Source organism: Streptomyces mauvecolor (assembly GCF_039532965.1).
GTDB classification, from domain to species: domain Bacteria; phylum Actinomycetota; class Actinomycetes; order Streptomycetales; family Streptomycetaceae; genus Streptomyces; species Streptomyces violascens.
Map to the genome: position 1 here is coordinate 84,975 of NZ_BAAASQ010000015.1, position 14,659 is coordinate 99,633.

Consider the following 14,659-nt stretch of genomic DNA (forward strand, 5'->3'; position numbering starts at 1 on the left):
CGCGCTCAGTCCTGTCCGTACCGCGGGTCGACCGACTCGGGTGCCAGGCCCAGGAGTTCGGCGACCTGCTCGACCACGACCTCGTGGACGAGCAGGGCCCGCTCGTCCCGGTTCTTGGTGCGGATCTCGACCGGCCGGCGGTAGACCAGGATCCGGGCGGGCCGGTCCTTGCCCGCCGGGAGCGCACGGCCCAGCGGCACCGCCTCGTCGCTCCAGGCCGCCGATTCCCCGTCGTCGTCCGCGGTGCCGGGGGAGTCCTTGAACGGCACGTCGGTGACCAGGAACTCCACCTCCGCCAGCTGCGGCCAGCGCCGCTCCAGGCGCTCCACGGAGTCGAGTACGAGATCGCGGAAGGCCTCGGCCCTGCTGGCCGAGAGCGGCACCTGGGGAGGCGCCACGGGCCCGCGCATGCCACGGCCGTGCCGGTCGCGGCGCCGGGGCCCCGATCGGGAGCCAGTACCTTCGGCTGAGCTGGAGCTGTCCATCACTGACGCAGCGTAGCCCTCCGGAGCCGGTGGCGATCGCGGCGACGGCCCGGGGGACCGCATGTCGCGGGCGTGGCGCGGGCATGTCGCGGGATGACCATTTCGGCCACGCATGAGAGCGGTTACCGGCCCGTCCGACACCTAGGATTTCACGTCGTTTGACCGAATCGTTCCCAAGTGGCGGTCGGCACAAGGTCGGTAACTGCCCGTGGCCCCCTGTTCCCGTGCAGGTCAGCGCAGTTGCTCGGACGCCTCCTGTGTGCGAGCTCACACCGCGACACGGGGGAGTGACCTGGTGGAGAGTCGTCGCGGCCCGGTCAAGAGTGCGGTACCGTCCAACGTCGTGAGCCCTGTACGTCGCTGTTCGCGCACCGCGTGCGGCCGCCCTGCCGTCGCGACACTGACGTACGTCTACGCGGACTCGACCGCAGTTCTCGGTCCGCTCGCCACCTACGCCGAACCCCACTGCTACGACCTGTGCGCCGAGCACAGCGAGCGCCTGACCGCGCCCCGCGGCTGGGAGGTCGTCCGCCTGACGGATGCCTCCGCCCCGGCCCGCCCCAGCGGCGACGACCTGGAGGCGCTCGCCAACGCCGTACGGGAGGCCGCACGTCCCCAGGAGCGCGCCGCCGAGCCCGGCGGCGCGCGCGCGGCGGACCCGGCGGAAGTCGGCCGCCGCGGCCATCTGCGCGTCCTGCCCTCGCCCGAATCCTGACCCGGATCCGCCGTCGTCGGAGGGTCTCCCGAGCTGTCGCCCCGCAACCCACAGGTGTCGCGGCCGAGTTGACACAGTCGTCCCGGTTCCACCGAAGCTGTGGCCGGGGCCCAGGTGGCGGCGGGTAGTTTGGGAGCCCGGTCGGCGCCCCGGGGAGGACGCCGTCGACGACATCAGGGAAGGTTGGGCCGTGGCTGCTGATCTGTCGCAGATCGTGAAGGCGTACGACGTCCGCGGAGTGGTGCCGGATCAGTGGGACGAGTCCCTTGCCGAGCTGTTCGGCGCGGCTTTCGTCACCGTGACGCGGGCGGACGCCATTGTCGTCGGCCACGACATGCGGCCCTCGTCGCCCGGCCTCTCGGCGGCCTTCGCGCGCGGCGCGGCCGCCCTGGGCGCGGACGTCACGCTCATCGGCCTGTGTTCCACGGACCAGCTGTACTACGCCTCCGGCGCCCTGGACCTGCCGGGCGCGATGTTCACCGCCTCGCACAACCCGGCCCAGTACAACGGCATCAAGATGTGCCGCAAGGGCGCGGCCCCGGTCGGCCAGGACACCGGCCTCGCCGAGATCCGCGAACTGGTCGAGCGGTGGTCCGAGCAGGGCGCCCCGACCCCGGCCGCCGAGCCGGGCACGATCGGCGAGCGCGAGACGTTGACGGACTACGCGGCCCATCTCCTGTCCCTCGTCGACCTCTCCTCCATCCGCCCCCTGAAGGTCGTGGTCGACGCGGGCAACGGCATGGGCGGGCACACCGTGCCCACCGTGTTCGCGGGGCTGCCCCTCGACCTGGTCCCGATGTACTTCGAGCTCGACGGCACCTTCCCCAACCACGAGGCCAACCCGCTCGACCCGGCGAACATCGTGGACCTCCAGGCCCGCGTCATCGCCGAGGGCGCCGACCTGGGCCTCGCCTTCGACGGCGACGCCGACCGCTGCTTCGTCGTCGACGAGCGGGGCGAGCCGGTCTCGCCCTCCGCGATCACCGCCCTGGTCGCGGCCCGCGAGCTGGCCCGGCACCCCGGCGGCACCGTGATCCACAACCTGATCACCTCCTGGTCCGTCCCCGAGGTGGTCCGCGAGAACGGCGGCACCCCCGTCCGCACCCGGGTCGGCCACTCCTTCATCAAGCAGGAGATGGCGGCCACCGGAGCGATCTTCGGCGGCGAGCACTCCGCGCACTACTACTTCGCCGACTTCTGGAACGCGGACACCGGCATGCTGGCCGCGCTCCACGTCCTCGCCGCGCTGGGCGGCCAGGAGGGCAGCCTCTCCGCCCTGGTCGCCCAGTACGACCGCTACGCGGGCTCGGGCGAGATCAACTCCACGGTCGAGGACCAGGCGGGCCGCGCGGCCGCCGTCCGCGCCGCCTACGAGGGCCGGGCCGGCCTCACCCTGGACGAGCTCGACGGCCTGACCGTCACCGCCCAGGACTGGTGGTTCAACCTGCGCGCCTCCAACACCGAGCCCCTGCTCCGCCTGAACGTCGAGGCGCGCGACGTCCCGACGATGGCGAAGGTACGGGATGAGGTCCTGGCGATCGTCCGGGGCTGAGGCAGGCCCTGACCGCGGGTGCACCCGGAGTCGGCTTCCGAAGGGCGTGGGCGGCCGGGCCGCCCACGCCGGGCGCCGGGTGCCGCCCATGCTTCACGCCGGGCGGGACTCCCTTCACCGGGCACGCACCCCGGCCACCCCGGCGGTAGGCTGACCTGGCCCGACCCCCGCGCGCGTTCCGGACGCGTACGGAACGAAGAAACGCCGAAGGGAACCCCATGCCGCTCGAAGCCGGCCTCCTCGAGATCCTCGCCTGCCCGGCCTGCCACGCCCCGCTCAGCGACGCGACCTCGGCGGACGAGCCCGAGCTGATCTGCACCGGCAAGGACTGCGGCCTCGCCTACCCCGTGCGCGACGGCATCCCGGTCCTCCTGGTGGACGAGGCCCGCCGCCCCGCGTAAGCAGGGTGCGGGCCCGGCCCGCGCACTCCCGGTAACCCGTCAAGCCAGAGCCGGAGGCCGACCTACATGCTCGACGAGTCGCTGCTCGATGCACCGGAAGCCCTCGCCAGGGCCGATCGCCGTGGGCTGTTGCGCGGCGCGGCGGAGGCGGGCGCCCGCGTCCGCACCGCGGCCCGGCACGCGGCCGAGGCCGGTATCGCCGAGCTGAAGCCGGAGGGCCGCCCCCGGTCCGTACTGATCGCGGGTCCCGGCACCGCGGCCGCGGGAGTGGCCGACCTGATCACGGCGCTCGCGGGCGCGTCCGCACCGGTCACCCGCCTGGAGTCCACCGGCGTCGCACCCGCCGCGGGCGCCCTGCGCTGGAGCCTGCCGGGCTGGGCGGGCTCCGTCGACCTGCTGCTCATCACCACCACCGACGGCACCGAGCCGGGCCTGGCCGTGCTCGCCGAGCAGGCCTACCGCCGGGGCTGCAACGTCGTCGCGGTCGCCCCGCAGCGCTCTCCGCTCGCGGAGGCCGTGGACGGCGTGCACGGCCTCGTCGTCCCGATGGCGTCGGCTCCCTTCGAACCCGACGAGGCGGAGATGTCCGCCGCGAGCCCGGGTGCCCTGTGGTCGCTCTTCACGCCCCTGCTCGCGCTCCTCGACCGGGTCGGGCTGCTCAGCGCGCCCCCCGAGACCATCGAGAAGGTCGCCGCCCGCCTGGACCGCACCGCCGAACGCTGCGGCCCGGCGATCGCGACCTACAGCAATCCCGCGAAGACGCTCGCCTCCGAGCTCGCCGAGTCGCTGCCGCTCATCTGGACCGAGGGCGCTGGCGCGGCCTCGGCCGGACGCCGGTTCGCCGCCGTGCTCAGCGAGCTGTCCGGCCACCCGGCGCTCGCCGCCGAACTCCCCGAGGCGCTGCCCGCGCACGGCGTGCTGCTCGCGGGCTCGCTCGCGGCCGGCGCCGACCCGGACGACTTCTTCCGCGACCGCGTGGAGGAGCCCGAGCACCTGCACGCCCGCGTCGTCCTGCTGCGCGACCGGCCCGTCGGCGGCCTCTCCGCGGCCCCGGCCGCCCGTGAACTCGCGCTGAGCCACGACACCCCGATCAGCGAACTCGAACCCGAGGAGGGCAACGAGCTCGAATGCCTCGCCGAGCTCCTCGCCATCACCGACTTCGCGACCGTGTACCTGACGATCGCGTCGACCTGACCCCGCCCGCGCCGCGCGGCCGGGGTCTGCCCAGGGACAGGGCGCCTGCCACAGCCAGTCCGCCACCGGGAAGCCAATAGCCTTCGGCACCCCCCGAACGCGGAACCCCCGCATGCGGAACGTCTCCCGGAACCGTCTTCCGGAGCCGGCTTCCGGAACCCGAAAGAGAACACAGGACGACCCATGGACCGTCTCACCAACACCATCCGTCCCTACGCCTGGGGCTCCACCACCCTCATTCCGGAACTCCTCGGCGCCACCCCCAGCGGCGAGCCCCAGGCCGAGATGTGGATGGGCGCCCACCCCGGAGCCCCGTCCCGGCTCGACCGCGGCACAGGCCCGACATCGTTGTCAGACGTGATCGCGGTGGACCCGGCGGGCGAGCTGGGCCGCGCGGCCGTGGCCCGGTTCGGCCCCCGCCTGCCCTTCCTGCTCAAGCTCCTCGCGGCCGGCGCCCCCCTCTCCCTCCAGGTCCACCCCGACCTCGCCCAGGCGAAGGAGGGCTACGAGGCCGAGGAGCGGGCCGGGGTCCCGATCGAGGCCCCGCACCGCAACTACAAGGACGCCAACCACAAGCCCGAACTGATCTGTGCGCTCACGCCCTTCGAGGGCCTGTGCGGCTTCCGCGCGCCGGAGGAGGCCGCGCAGACCCTGGCGGCCCTTGAAGTCGACTCGCTCAAGCCCTACGTCGACCTGCTGCGCGCCCACCCCGTCGAGGCGGCCCTGCGCGAGGTCCTCACCGCCGTACTGAGCGCCGACCGCGAGGAGATGGCGGCGACGGTGACCGAGACGGCCGCCGCATGCGAACGCCTGGGCGGCGCGCAGTACACGGCATACGCCTCCCTCGCGCACCATTACCCCGGAGATCCGGGTGTGATCGCGGCGACGCTGCTCAACTACGTCCAACTCCAGCCCGGCGAAGCCCTGTTCCTCGGCGCCGGAGTGCCGCACGCCTATCTCAGCGGCATGGGCGTGGAGATCATGGCCAACTCCGACAACGTCCTCCGCTGCGGTCTGACTCCCAAACATGTCGACGTCCCCGAACTGCTCCGGGTCGTACGCTTCGAGCCGACCGACCCCGGCGTGCTGCGCCCCGAGGCGTCGGCGGCGGGGGAGGAGCTGTACGAGACCCCGATCGACGAGTTCCGCCTGTCCCGTTTCGTACGGGCCGAGGGCGCGGCCCCCACCGACCTGACGGCCCAGACCCCGCAGATCGTCCTCTGCACGGCGGGCAGCCCCTCGGTCGGGGGATTGACACTGACCCCCGGCGCGTCCGTATTCGTACCGGCAGAGGAAGAGTCCGAACTGTCCGGTACGGGAACGGTGTTCCGCGCCACGGTGGTTGCCTGATGTAACAATGTGCCGCCGCGGGGTCCGGCATCGGCCGGCCCCGCAGAGGGCAACCGACGAAGGGAAGACGGCTACTCCATGAGCGCGTCAGGCGGAACCAAGGCCATCGTGGCGGCACTGAGCGCCAACCTCGCCATCGCGGCGGCGAAGTTCGTGGCGTTCCTGTTCAGCGGTTCGTCGTCGATGCTCGCGGAGAGCGTGCACTCGCTCGCCGACTCGGGCAACCAGGGCCTGCTGCTGCTCGGCGGCAAGAAGGCCCAGCGCGAGGCGACGCCCCAGCACCCCTTCGGCTACGGCCGCGAGCGCTACATCTACGCGTTCCTCGTCTCGATCGTGCTGTTCTCGGTCGGCGGCATGTTCGCGGTGTACGAGGGCTACGAGAAGATCCAGCACCCGCACGCGATCGAGGCCTGGTACTGGCCGGTCGGCGTGCTGGTCTTCGCGATCGTCGCGGAGGGCTTCTCGTTCCGTACCGCGATCAAGGAATCGAACGTCACCCGGGGCGGCCTGTCCTGGAAGGAGTTCATCCGCCGGGCGAAGGCGCCCGAACTCCCCGTCGTCCTCCTGGAGGACTTCGGCGCGCTGGTCGGCCTGGTCCTGGCCCTCCTCGGCGTGGGCCTCGCGCTGGCCACGGGCGACGGCGTCTGGGACGGTATCGGAACGCTGTGCATCGGCGTCCTGCTGATCCTGATCGCCCTCATCCTGGCGGCGGAGACCAAGTCGCTGCTGCTCGGCGAGTCGGCCGGCGTGGACGAGGTGGCGAAGATCAAGGCGGCGATCGTGGACGGCGACACGGTGACCTCGGTCATCCACATGCGTACCCTCCACCTCGGCCCGGAGGAGCTCCTGGTGGCCGCCAAGATCGCCGTCCAGCACGACGACACGGCCCAGGAGGTCGCCACCGCGATCAACGAGGCGGAGTCCCGCATCCGCGCGGCCGTCCCGATCGCGAGGGTGATCTACCTGGAGCCCGACATCTACAGCGCGGAGGAAGCAGCGGCGGGCCCCGACCCCGCCGCCACCCCGGGCGGCCGCTGAGCCATCACAGCCTTCGGCGGGGGCGCTTTGGCTCTGGGGTGCCTTGGCTTGGCTGGCTTGGTTTTGGCTCTGGCCGGTGCCGGCCATCGGCTGGGCTGCCACGGTCTTGGCCAGGTGGGGTCGGTTTTGCTTTGGGGCGGGGCGTCTGGCGCATCGGCTGGGATGCCTTGGCTTGGCCGGGTGCGCTTGGTCTTGGCGGGGCGTCTGGCCGTTGGCCGGGGCGGCCACTTTCGGCCGAGCGGCCCGGCTGACAGCGACCCGGGTGAGGGCGCCGGCCCGCCCCGGCCGCGGCGGCCCTCCTCGGCTGAGCACCCCAGGCCAGGCAACCGGTGCGGGGCGCAGCTGATTCCGTCCCCCGGCCGGGCCGGGCAGGGGACCGTAAGGGTCGGGCCCCCGCGTACGACCCCGGCGACCCAGCCCTTCCGGCGTTCGAGGAGCAGGGGCTGGGGGGCAGAGCCCCCAGCGCACCCACCGGCCGAGGCCGATCAGACCCCCGGGGGGTCTCGGGAAGGGGCTGGGGCGGGGAGCCCCCCCCCACCGCCTACTGGATCTCCGCCAGCACCTCCAGCACCGCCGCCGCGTCTGATGCCTCCGACAACCGCCCCCGGAACCCCGTATCCATCAACTTCCGCGACAGCAACGCCAGAATCCGCAGATGCTCGTCCCCGGCCGCGGCCTCCGGCACGGAGATCATGAAGATGAGCTTGGCCCGCGTCCCGTCGAGCGACCCCCACTCGATGCCCTCGCCAGACCGGGCGAACCCCACGGTCGGCACGGACACCGCATCGGTCTTCGCATGCGGAATGGCGATTTCCTCGCCGAGCCCGGTCGTCCCCTGGGCCTCCCGCGCGAGCGCGACCCGTACGAGTTCGTCGACGTCCCGTACGTTCCCGGTCGAGGCCAGCATCTCGGCCATCTCCCGGATCGCGGCGTCCTTGTCGTGCGAGGCGAGCTGAACCTTGACGGTCTGGGCGGTGAGATACCCGGAGAGCACCTCGGGCGCGGCAACGGAGCCAGAGCGTTCCGGGGCCTGGACGGACAAGGCAGAAGCACCCTGATCACCGACACCCGCAGCACCACCAGCACTCGCAGACCTACTGGCACCCGCAGATCCACCGGCACTCACACCACCGGCACTCGCGCCCCCACCAACAGCCACCCCAGCCAAAGCAGGCTCAGGAACCAAGGCAGCAGCAGCCCCAGCCTCGCCCCGCCGCCCCTTCCGCTCCTTGATGTCGATCAGCGCATTCGTGGTCAGCGCGGTGACAGCCGTACCGATGGCGATGGCCACGAAGAACATCGCCGCCCCGCCCACGGCCCCGAACAGCGAAACGATCGGCCCGCCGTGCGGAACGGAATCCGTCACCCCGGCCGCACCCGCGACCGCACCGGCCACGGCGCCACCCAGCATGTTCGCGGGGATGACCTGGGCCGGACGGGCCGCGGCGAACGGAATCGCACCTTCGGAGATGCCGAAGAAGCCCATGAACAGCGCCGCGATACCGGTCTCCCGCTCCTGGTCGGTGTAGAGCTTGCGCCGCAGCAGCGTGGCCAGGCCCTGGCCGAGCGGCATGACCGGAATGGCCGCCGCGGCCATGCCCATGACGGCGTTGTTCGTGCCGATCAGACCCACCGCGACGAGGAACGCCGTCTTGTTGACCGGCCCACCCATGTCGAACGCGATCATGAGACCGATCAGCGCGCCGAGCACGATCGCACTGGATCCGGTCATGCCGTTGAGCCAGCTGGTCAGATGCGTGAACACCCAGGAGATCGGCTGTCCGATCACGTAGATGTAGAACAGTCCCAACGCCAGCGTCGACACGATCGGGATCACGATGATCGGCATGATCGGCTGGACGAACTTCGGCACCTTGACCTTGCGGATCCACAGCACCAGATACCCGGCGAGGAAACCCGTCGCGATCGCACCGAGGAATCCGGCGTTCGCGTCCGCGCCGTAGATGTTCACGGCGTCGGCGGCGAGGAAGCCGCCGATCATGCCGGGCACCAGGGCGGGCCGGTCGCCGAGGGCGAAGGCGATGTAACCCGAGAAGATCGGCAGCATCAGCTTGAAGCCGAGCGTGCCGAGCGTGTTGACGTAGAACCAGAACGAGTCCTTGTCGAACTCGATGCCCTTCGGCGTACTGTGCCCGCCCAGCGCGATCGAGACGGCGAGCAGCAGACCGCCGACCACCACGAACGGGATCATGTGCGAGACACCGTTCATCAGCGCCTTGTACGCGGCACTGCGCTCCTTGCCGCCACCCGCACCGCCGCCACCGCCGGCCGGGAGGCCGTGGCCGCCCGCGTGCACGGCCGCGCTCTGCACCTGCTCGATGAGCTGCTCGGGACGGTGAATGCCGTCGGCGACCGGCACGCTCAACACCTTCTTGCCGACGAACCGATCGAGCGCGACATCCTTGTCGGCCGCGATGATGATGCCGTCCGCCTCTCTGACATCGTTGTCAGAGAGTACGTTTTCGGCCCCGATGGAGCCCTGCGTCTCCACCTTCATCTCGATGCCGAGCGCCGCCGCAGCCTGGGCCAGCTTCTCGGCGGCCATGTAGGTGTGAGCGATGCCGGTCGGACAGGCGGTCACCGCGAGCAGCTTCAACTTCCGCTGCCCCTCGCTAGCCGGACTGGTCACGTGGGGGTCTCCTAACGCTTCGCGCCTCGTCGCGCAGATCCTGCGTACGTTCCGCTCGTATCCCGAGTCGGGCCGACCCAAGCATCCTCCATCAGGTAAGGGCCAGATCAAAAGTCCGTTAGGCCCGGTTCATCCGGACTCTGGTCCCGATTTCCTGCCGAGGCCATTGGCCGGGCACGCTGGGGCACGCTCGGCCGATCGGTGTAGATTCGTGACCAGAGCCAGACGTCGCTGCTGATGGCGGTCGGTCGGTCCTTCATGGACCCGGCCGAGGGAGAGAGGGCCTCCGACGGACTGCGCTGCGAGCGCGTTCGGGCACTCCCATGCCCATCGCCGCGCCCGCAGACCAGCCGTACCCACCCTCGCCACCAACCCACGAGGAGCAGCCCGCCATGACGACTGACGCCACCGGCGCCGGCCAGGACTTCAAGGTCGCCGACCTCTCCCTCGCCGCCTTCGGCCGCAAGGAGATCACCCTCGCCGAGCACGAGATGCCCGGCCTGATGTCGATCCGCAAGGAGTACGCCGCCACGCAGCCGCTGGCCGGCGCCCGCATCACCGGCTCGCTGCACATGACCGTGCAGACCGCCGTGCTGATCGAGACCCTGGTCGCCCTCGGCGCCGAGGTCCGCTGGGCCTCCTGCAACATCTTCTCCACCCAGGACCACGCGGCCGCCGCCATCGCGGTCGGCCCGAACGGCACCCCGGACGCCCCCGCCGGCGTCCCGGTCTACGCCTGGAAGGGCGAGACCCTCGAGGAGTACTGGTGGTGCACGGAGCAGGCGCTGACCTGGCCGAACACCCCGACCGGCGGCCCGAACATGATCCTGGACGACGGAGGCGACGCCACCCTCCTGGTGCACAAGGGCGTCGAGTTCGAGAAGGCCGGCGCGGCCCCGGACCCGTCGACGGCGGACTCCGAGGAGTACGCCCAGATCCTCACCGTGCTGAACCGCACCCTGGGCGAGAACCCGCAGAAGTGGACCCAGCTCGCCTCCGAGATCCGCGGTGTGACGGAGGAGACCACCACCGGTGTCCACCGCCTGTACGAGATGATGCGCGACGGCGACCTCCTCTTCCCGGCGATCAACGTGAACGACGCCGTGACGAAGTCCAAGTTCGACAACAAGTACGGCTGCCGACACTCCCTGATCGACGGCATCAACCGCGCCACCGACGTCCTCATCGGCGGCAAGACCGCCGTCGTGTGCGGCTACGGCGACGTGGGCAAGGGCTGCGCGGAGTCCCTGCGCGGACAGGGCGCCCGCGTGATCATCACCGAGATCGACCCGATCTGCGCGCTCCAGGCGGCGATGGACGGCTACCAGGTCACGACGCTGGACGAGGTCGTCGACAAGGCGGACATCTTCGTCACCACGACGGGCAACAAGGACATCATCATGGCCTCGGACATGGCCAAGATGAAGCACCAGGCGATCGTCGGGAACATCGGTCACTTCGACAACGAGATCGACATGGCCGGCCTGGCCAAGATCCCGGGCGTCGTCAAGGACGAGGTCAAGCCCCAGGTGCACACCTGGACCTTCCCCGACGGCAAGGTCCTGATCGTCCTCTCCGAGGGCCGCCTGCTGAACCTCGGCAACGCGACCGGTCACCCCTCCTTCGTCATGTCGAACTCCTTCGCGGACCAGACGCTGGCCCAGATCGAGCTCTTCACCAAGCCGTCCGAGTACCCGACCGACGTCTACGTGCTGCCCAAGCACCTCGACGAGAAGGTCGCCCGCCTCCACCTGGCGTCGCTCGGCGTCAAGCTCACCGAACTCCGCCCGGAGCAGGCCGCGTACATCGGCGTAGAGGTAGAGGGCCCGTACAAGCCGGACCACTACCGCTACTGAGCACCTGACACCGGCACCCCGAGGACTGCAGGGCGTCGGGCCCAACGGCCCCTGCAGTCACCGGAGTTGACGCATCGTCGGCCCAGCGGCCACCAGGCGCACGGGCTCCATCGGTACGTCGTCGGTACCCGGGCAGGTCATCGGTACTGAGGCAGGCCCCCGCACCCCCGTGACGGGGGCCTGCCCCATACCGCCCCCACACCGAGTCAGCGCCCGACTCCCGAGGACCCCGAGATCCCATGCCCCGCGGCCGATATTCGCTTCACGATCCCCACGACCACACCCCTCTCGGTGAAGAACACTTCCACTGCGCGCCCGGCCCCTCCGGCTGGCGCTACGTCTCCCAGCTCACCACCCCCTCCGGAGACCATGCGGGCTCCGTAGACCTGGCCCTCGACGAACTCGGCCGACCGATCCGCCTCGAACTCCATGCCGCCGGCTGGCAGGTACGAGGCGCCGCGCTCGACGGCGTCACCTGGGTCCGTACAGACCCTTCCGGGGTCCACGCCACCGAAGGCAATGTCCGCGCCCACGCCTTCGCCGGCAGTTCACCCGCGTTCCTGGTCGCCACCTCCCGTCTGCTCCGCCTCACCCCCCAGTCCCCGACGACGCGCGTCCGCCTCGTCGCCTTCACGGACCCGGTCCTCGCCCCGCGGACGATCGACCAGTCCTGGGCCCTGATGAAAAGTGAAGCGCACGCCACTGACAATGGCCCCCTGACCGTGGACGAGTACCAGGTCAGCGCCCTGGACACGGGGGAGCAGCACACCGTCCACATCGCGGGTGACGTAGTCCTCGCGGCCCCGGGAATCGAGCTGGAATCCCTGGAATCCCCACCCTCGACGTTCCCCACGCCGTAGCCCCGGCACCGAACGCTCGAACACCCCGGTCCGGACGGCTGGCCGCCCGGACCCCGCCACCGGCGGCCCAACTCCGGCCCACCGTCAGGCGGGTGGCGCGAACCCCGTCGAACGCACGCGAGACTCAGCGTTGTTCGCCGCCTCGACACCCGGCCCCCCGGAACCAGTCGGCTCAGCGGCACCGCCCGAAGCCGGCAGACCCGCCGACGGGAAAACCGCAGGCGGAACCGGGGCCGGTCGCGGCCCCGCGCCCGAACCTCGAACCGGACCCGGACCCAGGCCCACGAACCAGGGCGGAGCAACCGCAGCCACCGTGCCACCGCCGGCCTGCCCCGGCCCGAATGCCCGTCGCGCATCCCGCGCCTGGCGCTCGCCCACCACACCGGCCAGATAGGCGGCAGGCGGCACCCCGTCCGGGAGGGGCGTCCCCGTACAGGCCGCCATGTCCTCGGCCAGGCGGACCGCCATCGTCCAGCTCACCTGCGGATCGAGCTGTCGCATACGCATCAGGTACTGGCGCACCGCAAGCCACAGCCCGTCCGGCACCCGCGACAGGTCCAGCCCGGCGAACCGCCCCACCAGCCACGGCGGCGGAGGCGGAACGGCCGCGGCCCACCCCGACGACACCCGCTCCCGCACAACCAGCGTCCCTGCGAAGACGTCCCCTATCCGCCGCCCGCGCTCAGAGACGAGCGACGCGATACAGGCGACGACCCCGAACGTCAGCAGAATCTCGATGACCCCCATGGCCCCCCGGACCAGCGCGTGCCGGAACCGGATCGGCCCCCCGTCGTCCCGCACCACCCGGAGCCCGCAGGCAAGCTTCCCCAGCGACCGCCCGTGCGACAGCGTCTCGACCGCTATGGGGCCCCCGACCAGCACAAGCACGAACAGGGCGACGGTCGTCGCGGCCTGGGCAGCGGCATCCAGCGACGCGGTGGCGAACAACATGACCAGCGAGACCAATATGTACGCGGCCCACACCACGGCCAGATCGATCACCAACGCCAGTGCCCGACTCGGCAACCGCGCAGGCCGCAGCCCCAGTACGACCGCGTCCCCCGTGACCAGCGCGCTCACTCGATACCCCACCCTCCACTGCAAACGGCCTTGCCCACCCCTTTGACCACCCAGTCTGCCAAGCTGGCCCGCAGCGCGCCGCGTAGTACGGACCGTACGCACCCAGTGCCTGGAGCAGCAGCAGAACATGGACCTAGACGTCTTCGTGACCGCCCACCACGCGGAGTGGGACCGACTCGAACACCTCCTGCACCGCGGCCGCCGCCTCACGGGCGCCGAGGCGGACGAACTGGTGACGCTCTACCAGCGCACGTCCACCCACCTCTCCCACATACAGTCCAGCGCCCCGGACCCCCTGCTCACCGCTCGCCTGACGCAACTGGTGGCCCGCGCGCGCTCCACCGTCACCGGCACTCGCCGCGCGACCTGGCGCGATGCCGCCCGCTTTCTTACGGAGGGCTTCCCTGCGGCCGTCTACCGCTCCCGCCGCTGGTGGATCCCCTCGGCCTTGACCTCCATAGCCGTCGCCGCGGTCATCGGCTGGTGGATAGGCACCCACCCGGAGGTCCAGTCCGCTATAGCCGCGCCCGACGCCCTGCGCCAGATGACGCGGCCGGGCGGCGAATACGAGACGTACTACTCGAGCCACCCGGCAGCGTCCTTCGCGGCCCAGGTCTGGACGAACAACGCCCAGGCCGCCGCAATGTGCCTGGTCCTGGGCGCCTTCCTCGGCATCCCGGTCCTGTGGATCCTCTTCCTCAACATGCTCAACCTGGGCGTCGGCATCGGCCTCATGTCGTCAGCGGGACGCCTCGACACCTTCCTCGGCCTGGTCCTGCCGCACGGCCTCCTGGAACTGACCGCGGTGTTCGTGGCGGCGGGTACGGGGATGCGCCTCGGCTGGACCGTCGTCGACCCGGGCCCGCGCACCCGCCGAGCAGCCCTCGCCGAACAGGGCCGCGCAGCCGTAGGCATGGCCATCGGCCTGGCCCTGGTGCTGTTCGTCTCCGGCACGATCGAGGGTTTTGTAACTCCCTCCGGCCTCCCCACCTGGGCTCGAATCACCATCGGCATCGCCGCCGAACTGGCCTTTCTTGTGTACGTGTACGTCCTGGGCGGCCGAGCCGCACGGGCCGGTGAGGTGGGCGACGTCGAGGCCACGGCCCGCAGTGCCGAGCTCCCGACGGCCGCGTGATGTGCGCACGACCCCTCTGACCTGCTACTGTCCTCTTCGCCCACAAAAACCGTTGACACGGTCGGAGTGGGGAGGTAGATTCAAACGGTTGCCCCGGACTGGACAAGCTCGGGAGCACTGGCTAGCATCTCTCTCGCTCTCATCGGAAATTGAATTTCTGAATGATGAGCCATTTCGATTCATCATTCGAAGTCAATGAAGCCGATTCGGTCGGCCGAAAAGCTTCTGATAGAGTCGGAATCGCCGAAAAGGGAAACGCGAAAGCGGATATCGAATCGGCAGCCCGCTCCAGCGGGTGGCAGAAACGGGAAATCGGATCTGCTAAGCTGGAAACACGAAATAC

At 70.8% G+C, this 14,659-nt stretch carries 13 protein-coding genes; 10 read left to right on the forward strand and 3 right to left on the reverse strand.

Features of this window, described 5'->3' with window-relative positions:
* Positions 1-5 precede the first annotated feature (5 nt).
* Complete coding sequence (locus ABD346_RS21215; RefSeq protein ID WP_381225551.1) at positions 6-548, reverse strand: metallopeptidase family protein; 543 nt, start codon at positions 546-548, stop codon at positions 6-8.
* Positions 549-780: 232 nt separating this feature from the next.
* On the opposite strand from ABD346_RS21215, the gene ABD346_RS21220 reads away from it, so the two are divergent.
* The 6 genes from ABD346_RS21220 to ABD346_RS21245 all read left to right on the forward strand — a co-directional run bounded on the left by ABD346_RS21220 (position 781) and on the right by ABD346_RS21245 (position 6,735).
* Positions 781-1,200, forward strand: a complete 420-nt coding sequence (locus tag ABD346_RS21220; protein ID WP_189961444.1) for a DUF3499 domain-containing protein — start codon at positions 781-783, stop codon at positions 1,198-1,200.
* A gap of 190 nt (positions 1,201-1,390) precedes the next feature.
* On the forward strand, positions 1,391-2,752 hold the full coding sequence (locus ABD346_RS21225) for a phosphomannomutase/phosphoglucomutase (RefSeq protein ID WP_344376827.1): 1,362 nt from the start codon (positions 1,391-1,393) through the stop codon (positions 2,750-2,752).
* A 218-nt stretch (positions 2,753-2,970) separates the two neighbouring features.
* The gene (locus tag ABD346_RS21230; RefSeq protein ID WP_053723767.1) at positions 2,971-3,153 is read left to right on the forward strand and encodes a Trm112 family protein; all 183 of its coding nucleotides are present in this window, start codon (positions 2,971-2,973) and stop codon (positions 3,151-3,153) included.
* Positions 3,154-3,219: 66 nt separating this feature from the next.
* On the forward strand, positions 3,220-4,347 hold the full coding sequence (locus ABD346_RS21235; RefSeq protein WP_344376829.1) for an SIS domain-containing protein: 1,128 nt from the start codon (positions 3,220-3,222) through the stop codon (positions 4,345-4,347).
* A 183-nt stretch (positions 4,348-4,530) separates the two neighbouring features.
* Positions 4,531-5,697 (forward strand): mannose-6-phosphate isomerase, class I, encoded by a 1,167-nt coding sequence (manA, locus tag ABD346_RS21240; protein WP_344376830.1) that lies wholly within the window; start codon positions 4,531-4,533, stop codon positions 5,695-5,697.
* Positions 5,698-5,775: 78 nt separating this feature from the next.
* Complete coding sequence (locus ABD346_RS21245) at positions 5,776-6,735, forward strand: cation diffusion facilitator family transporter (RefSeq protein WP_344376832.1); 960 nt, start codon at positions 5,776-5,778, stop codon at positions 6,733-6,735.
* 541 nt (positions 6,736-7,276) lie between these two features.
* On the opposite strand, the gene ABD346_RS21250 is transcribed toward ABD346_RS21245, so the two are convergent.
* Positions 7,277-9,301: a fructose-specific PTS transporter subunit EIIC gene (locus ABD346_RS21250; RefSeq protein WP_381225907.1), complete on the reverse strand. Its 2,025-nt coding sequence runs from the start codon at positions 9,299-9,301 to the stop codon at positions 7,277-7,279.
* Between the two features lie 476 nt (positions 9,302-9,777).
* Here ABD346_RS21250 and ahcY point away from each other — a divergent pair, with 476 nt between their 5' ends.
* Together ahcY and ABD346_RS21260 are read left to right on the forward strand one after the other, a co-directional pair.
* A complete protein-coding gene (gene ahcY, locus ABD346_RS21255) occupies positions 9,778-11,241 on the forward strand; it encodes an adenosylhomocysteinase (protein WP_344376833.1) in 1,464 nt (487 codons plus the stop codon).
* 239 nt (positions 11,242-11,480) lie between these two features.
* Complete coding sequence (locus ABD346_RS21260) at positions 11,481-12,101, forward strand: hypothetical protein (RefSeq protein WP_344376835.1); 621 nt, start codon at positions 11,481-11,483, stop codon at positions 12,099-12,101.
* Between the two features lie 84 nt (positions 12,102-12,185).
* Here the strand turns inward: ABD346_RS21260 and ABD346_RS21265 are convergent, their stop codons facing one another.
* On the reverse strand, positions 12,186-13,181 hold the full coding sequence (locus tag ABD346_RS21265) for an RDD family protein (protein ID WP_344376836.1): 996 nt from the start codon (positions 13,179-13,181) through the stop codon (positions 12,186-12,188).
* Between the two features lie 127 nt (positions 13,182-13,308).
* On the opposite strand from ABD346_RS21265, the gene ABD346_RS21270 reads away from it, so the two are divergent.
* Together ABD346_RS21270 and ABD346_RS21275 are read left to right on the forward strand one after the other, a co-directional pair.
* On the forward strand, positions 13,309-14,316 hold the full coding sequence (locus ABD346_RS21270) for a stage II sporulation protein M (RefSeq protein WP_344376838.1): 1,008 nt from the start codon (positions 13,309-13,311) through the stop codon (positions 14,314-14,316).
* Between the two features lie 161 nt (positions 14,317-14,477).
* Positions 14,478-14,659: hypothetical protein (locus tag ABD346_RS21275; RefSeq protein ID WP_344376839.1), on the forward strand; the 182-nt coding region annotated here is incomplete at its 3' end.

Excerpts from the sequence above, each read along its gene's own strand:
- ABD346_RS21215 (WP_381225551.1), bottom strand. The coding sequence starts at position 548 with ATGCGGTCCCCCGGGCCGTCGCCGCGATCGCCACCGGCTCCGGAGGGC.
- ABD346_RS21230 (WP_053723767.1), top strand. The coding sequence starts at position 2,971 with ATGCCGCTCGAAGCCGGCCTCCTCGAGATCCTCGCCTGCCCGGCCTGC.
- ABD346_RS21235 (WP_344376829.1), top strand. The coding sequence starts at position 3,220 with ATGCTCGACGAGTCGCTGCTCGATGCACCGGAAGCCCTCGCCAGGGCC.
- manA (WP_344376830.1), top strand. The coding sequence starts at position 4,531 with ATGGACCGTCTCACCAACACCATCCGTCCCTACGCCTGGGGCTCCACC.
- ABD346_RS21245 (WP_344376832.1), top strand. The coding sequence starts at position 5,776 with ATGAGCGCGTCAGGCGGAACCAAGGCCATCGTGGCGGCACTGAGCGCC.
- ABD346_RS21250 (WP_381225907.1), bottom strand. The coding sequence starts at position 9,301 with ATGGCCGCCGAGAAGCTGGCCCAGGCTGCGGCGGCGCTCGGCATCGAG.
- ahcY (WP_344376833.1), top strand. The coding sequence starts at position 9,778 with ATGACGACTGACGCCACCGGCGCCGGCCAGGACTTCAAGGTCGCCGAC.
- ABD346_RS21260 (WP_344376835.1), top strand. The coding sequence starts at position 11,481 with ATGCCCCGCGGCCGATATTCGCTTCACGATCCCCACGACCACACCCCT.
- ABD346_RS21270 (WP_344376838.1), top strand. The coding sequence starts at position 13,309 with ATGGACCTAGACGTCTTCGTGACCGCCCACCACGCGGAGTGGGACCGA.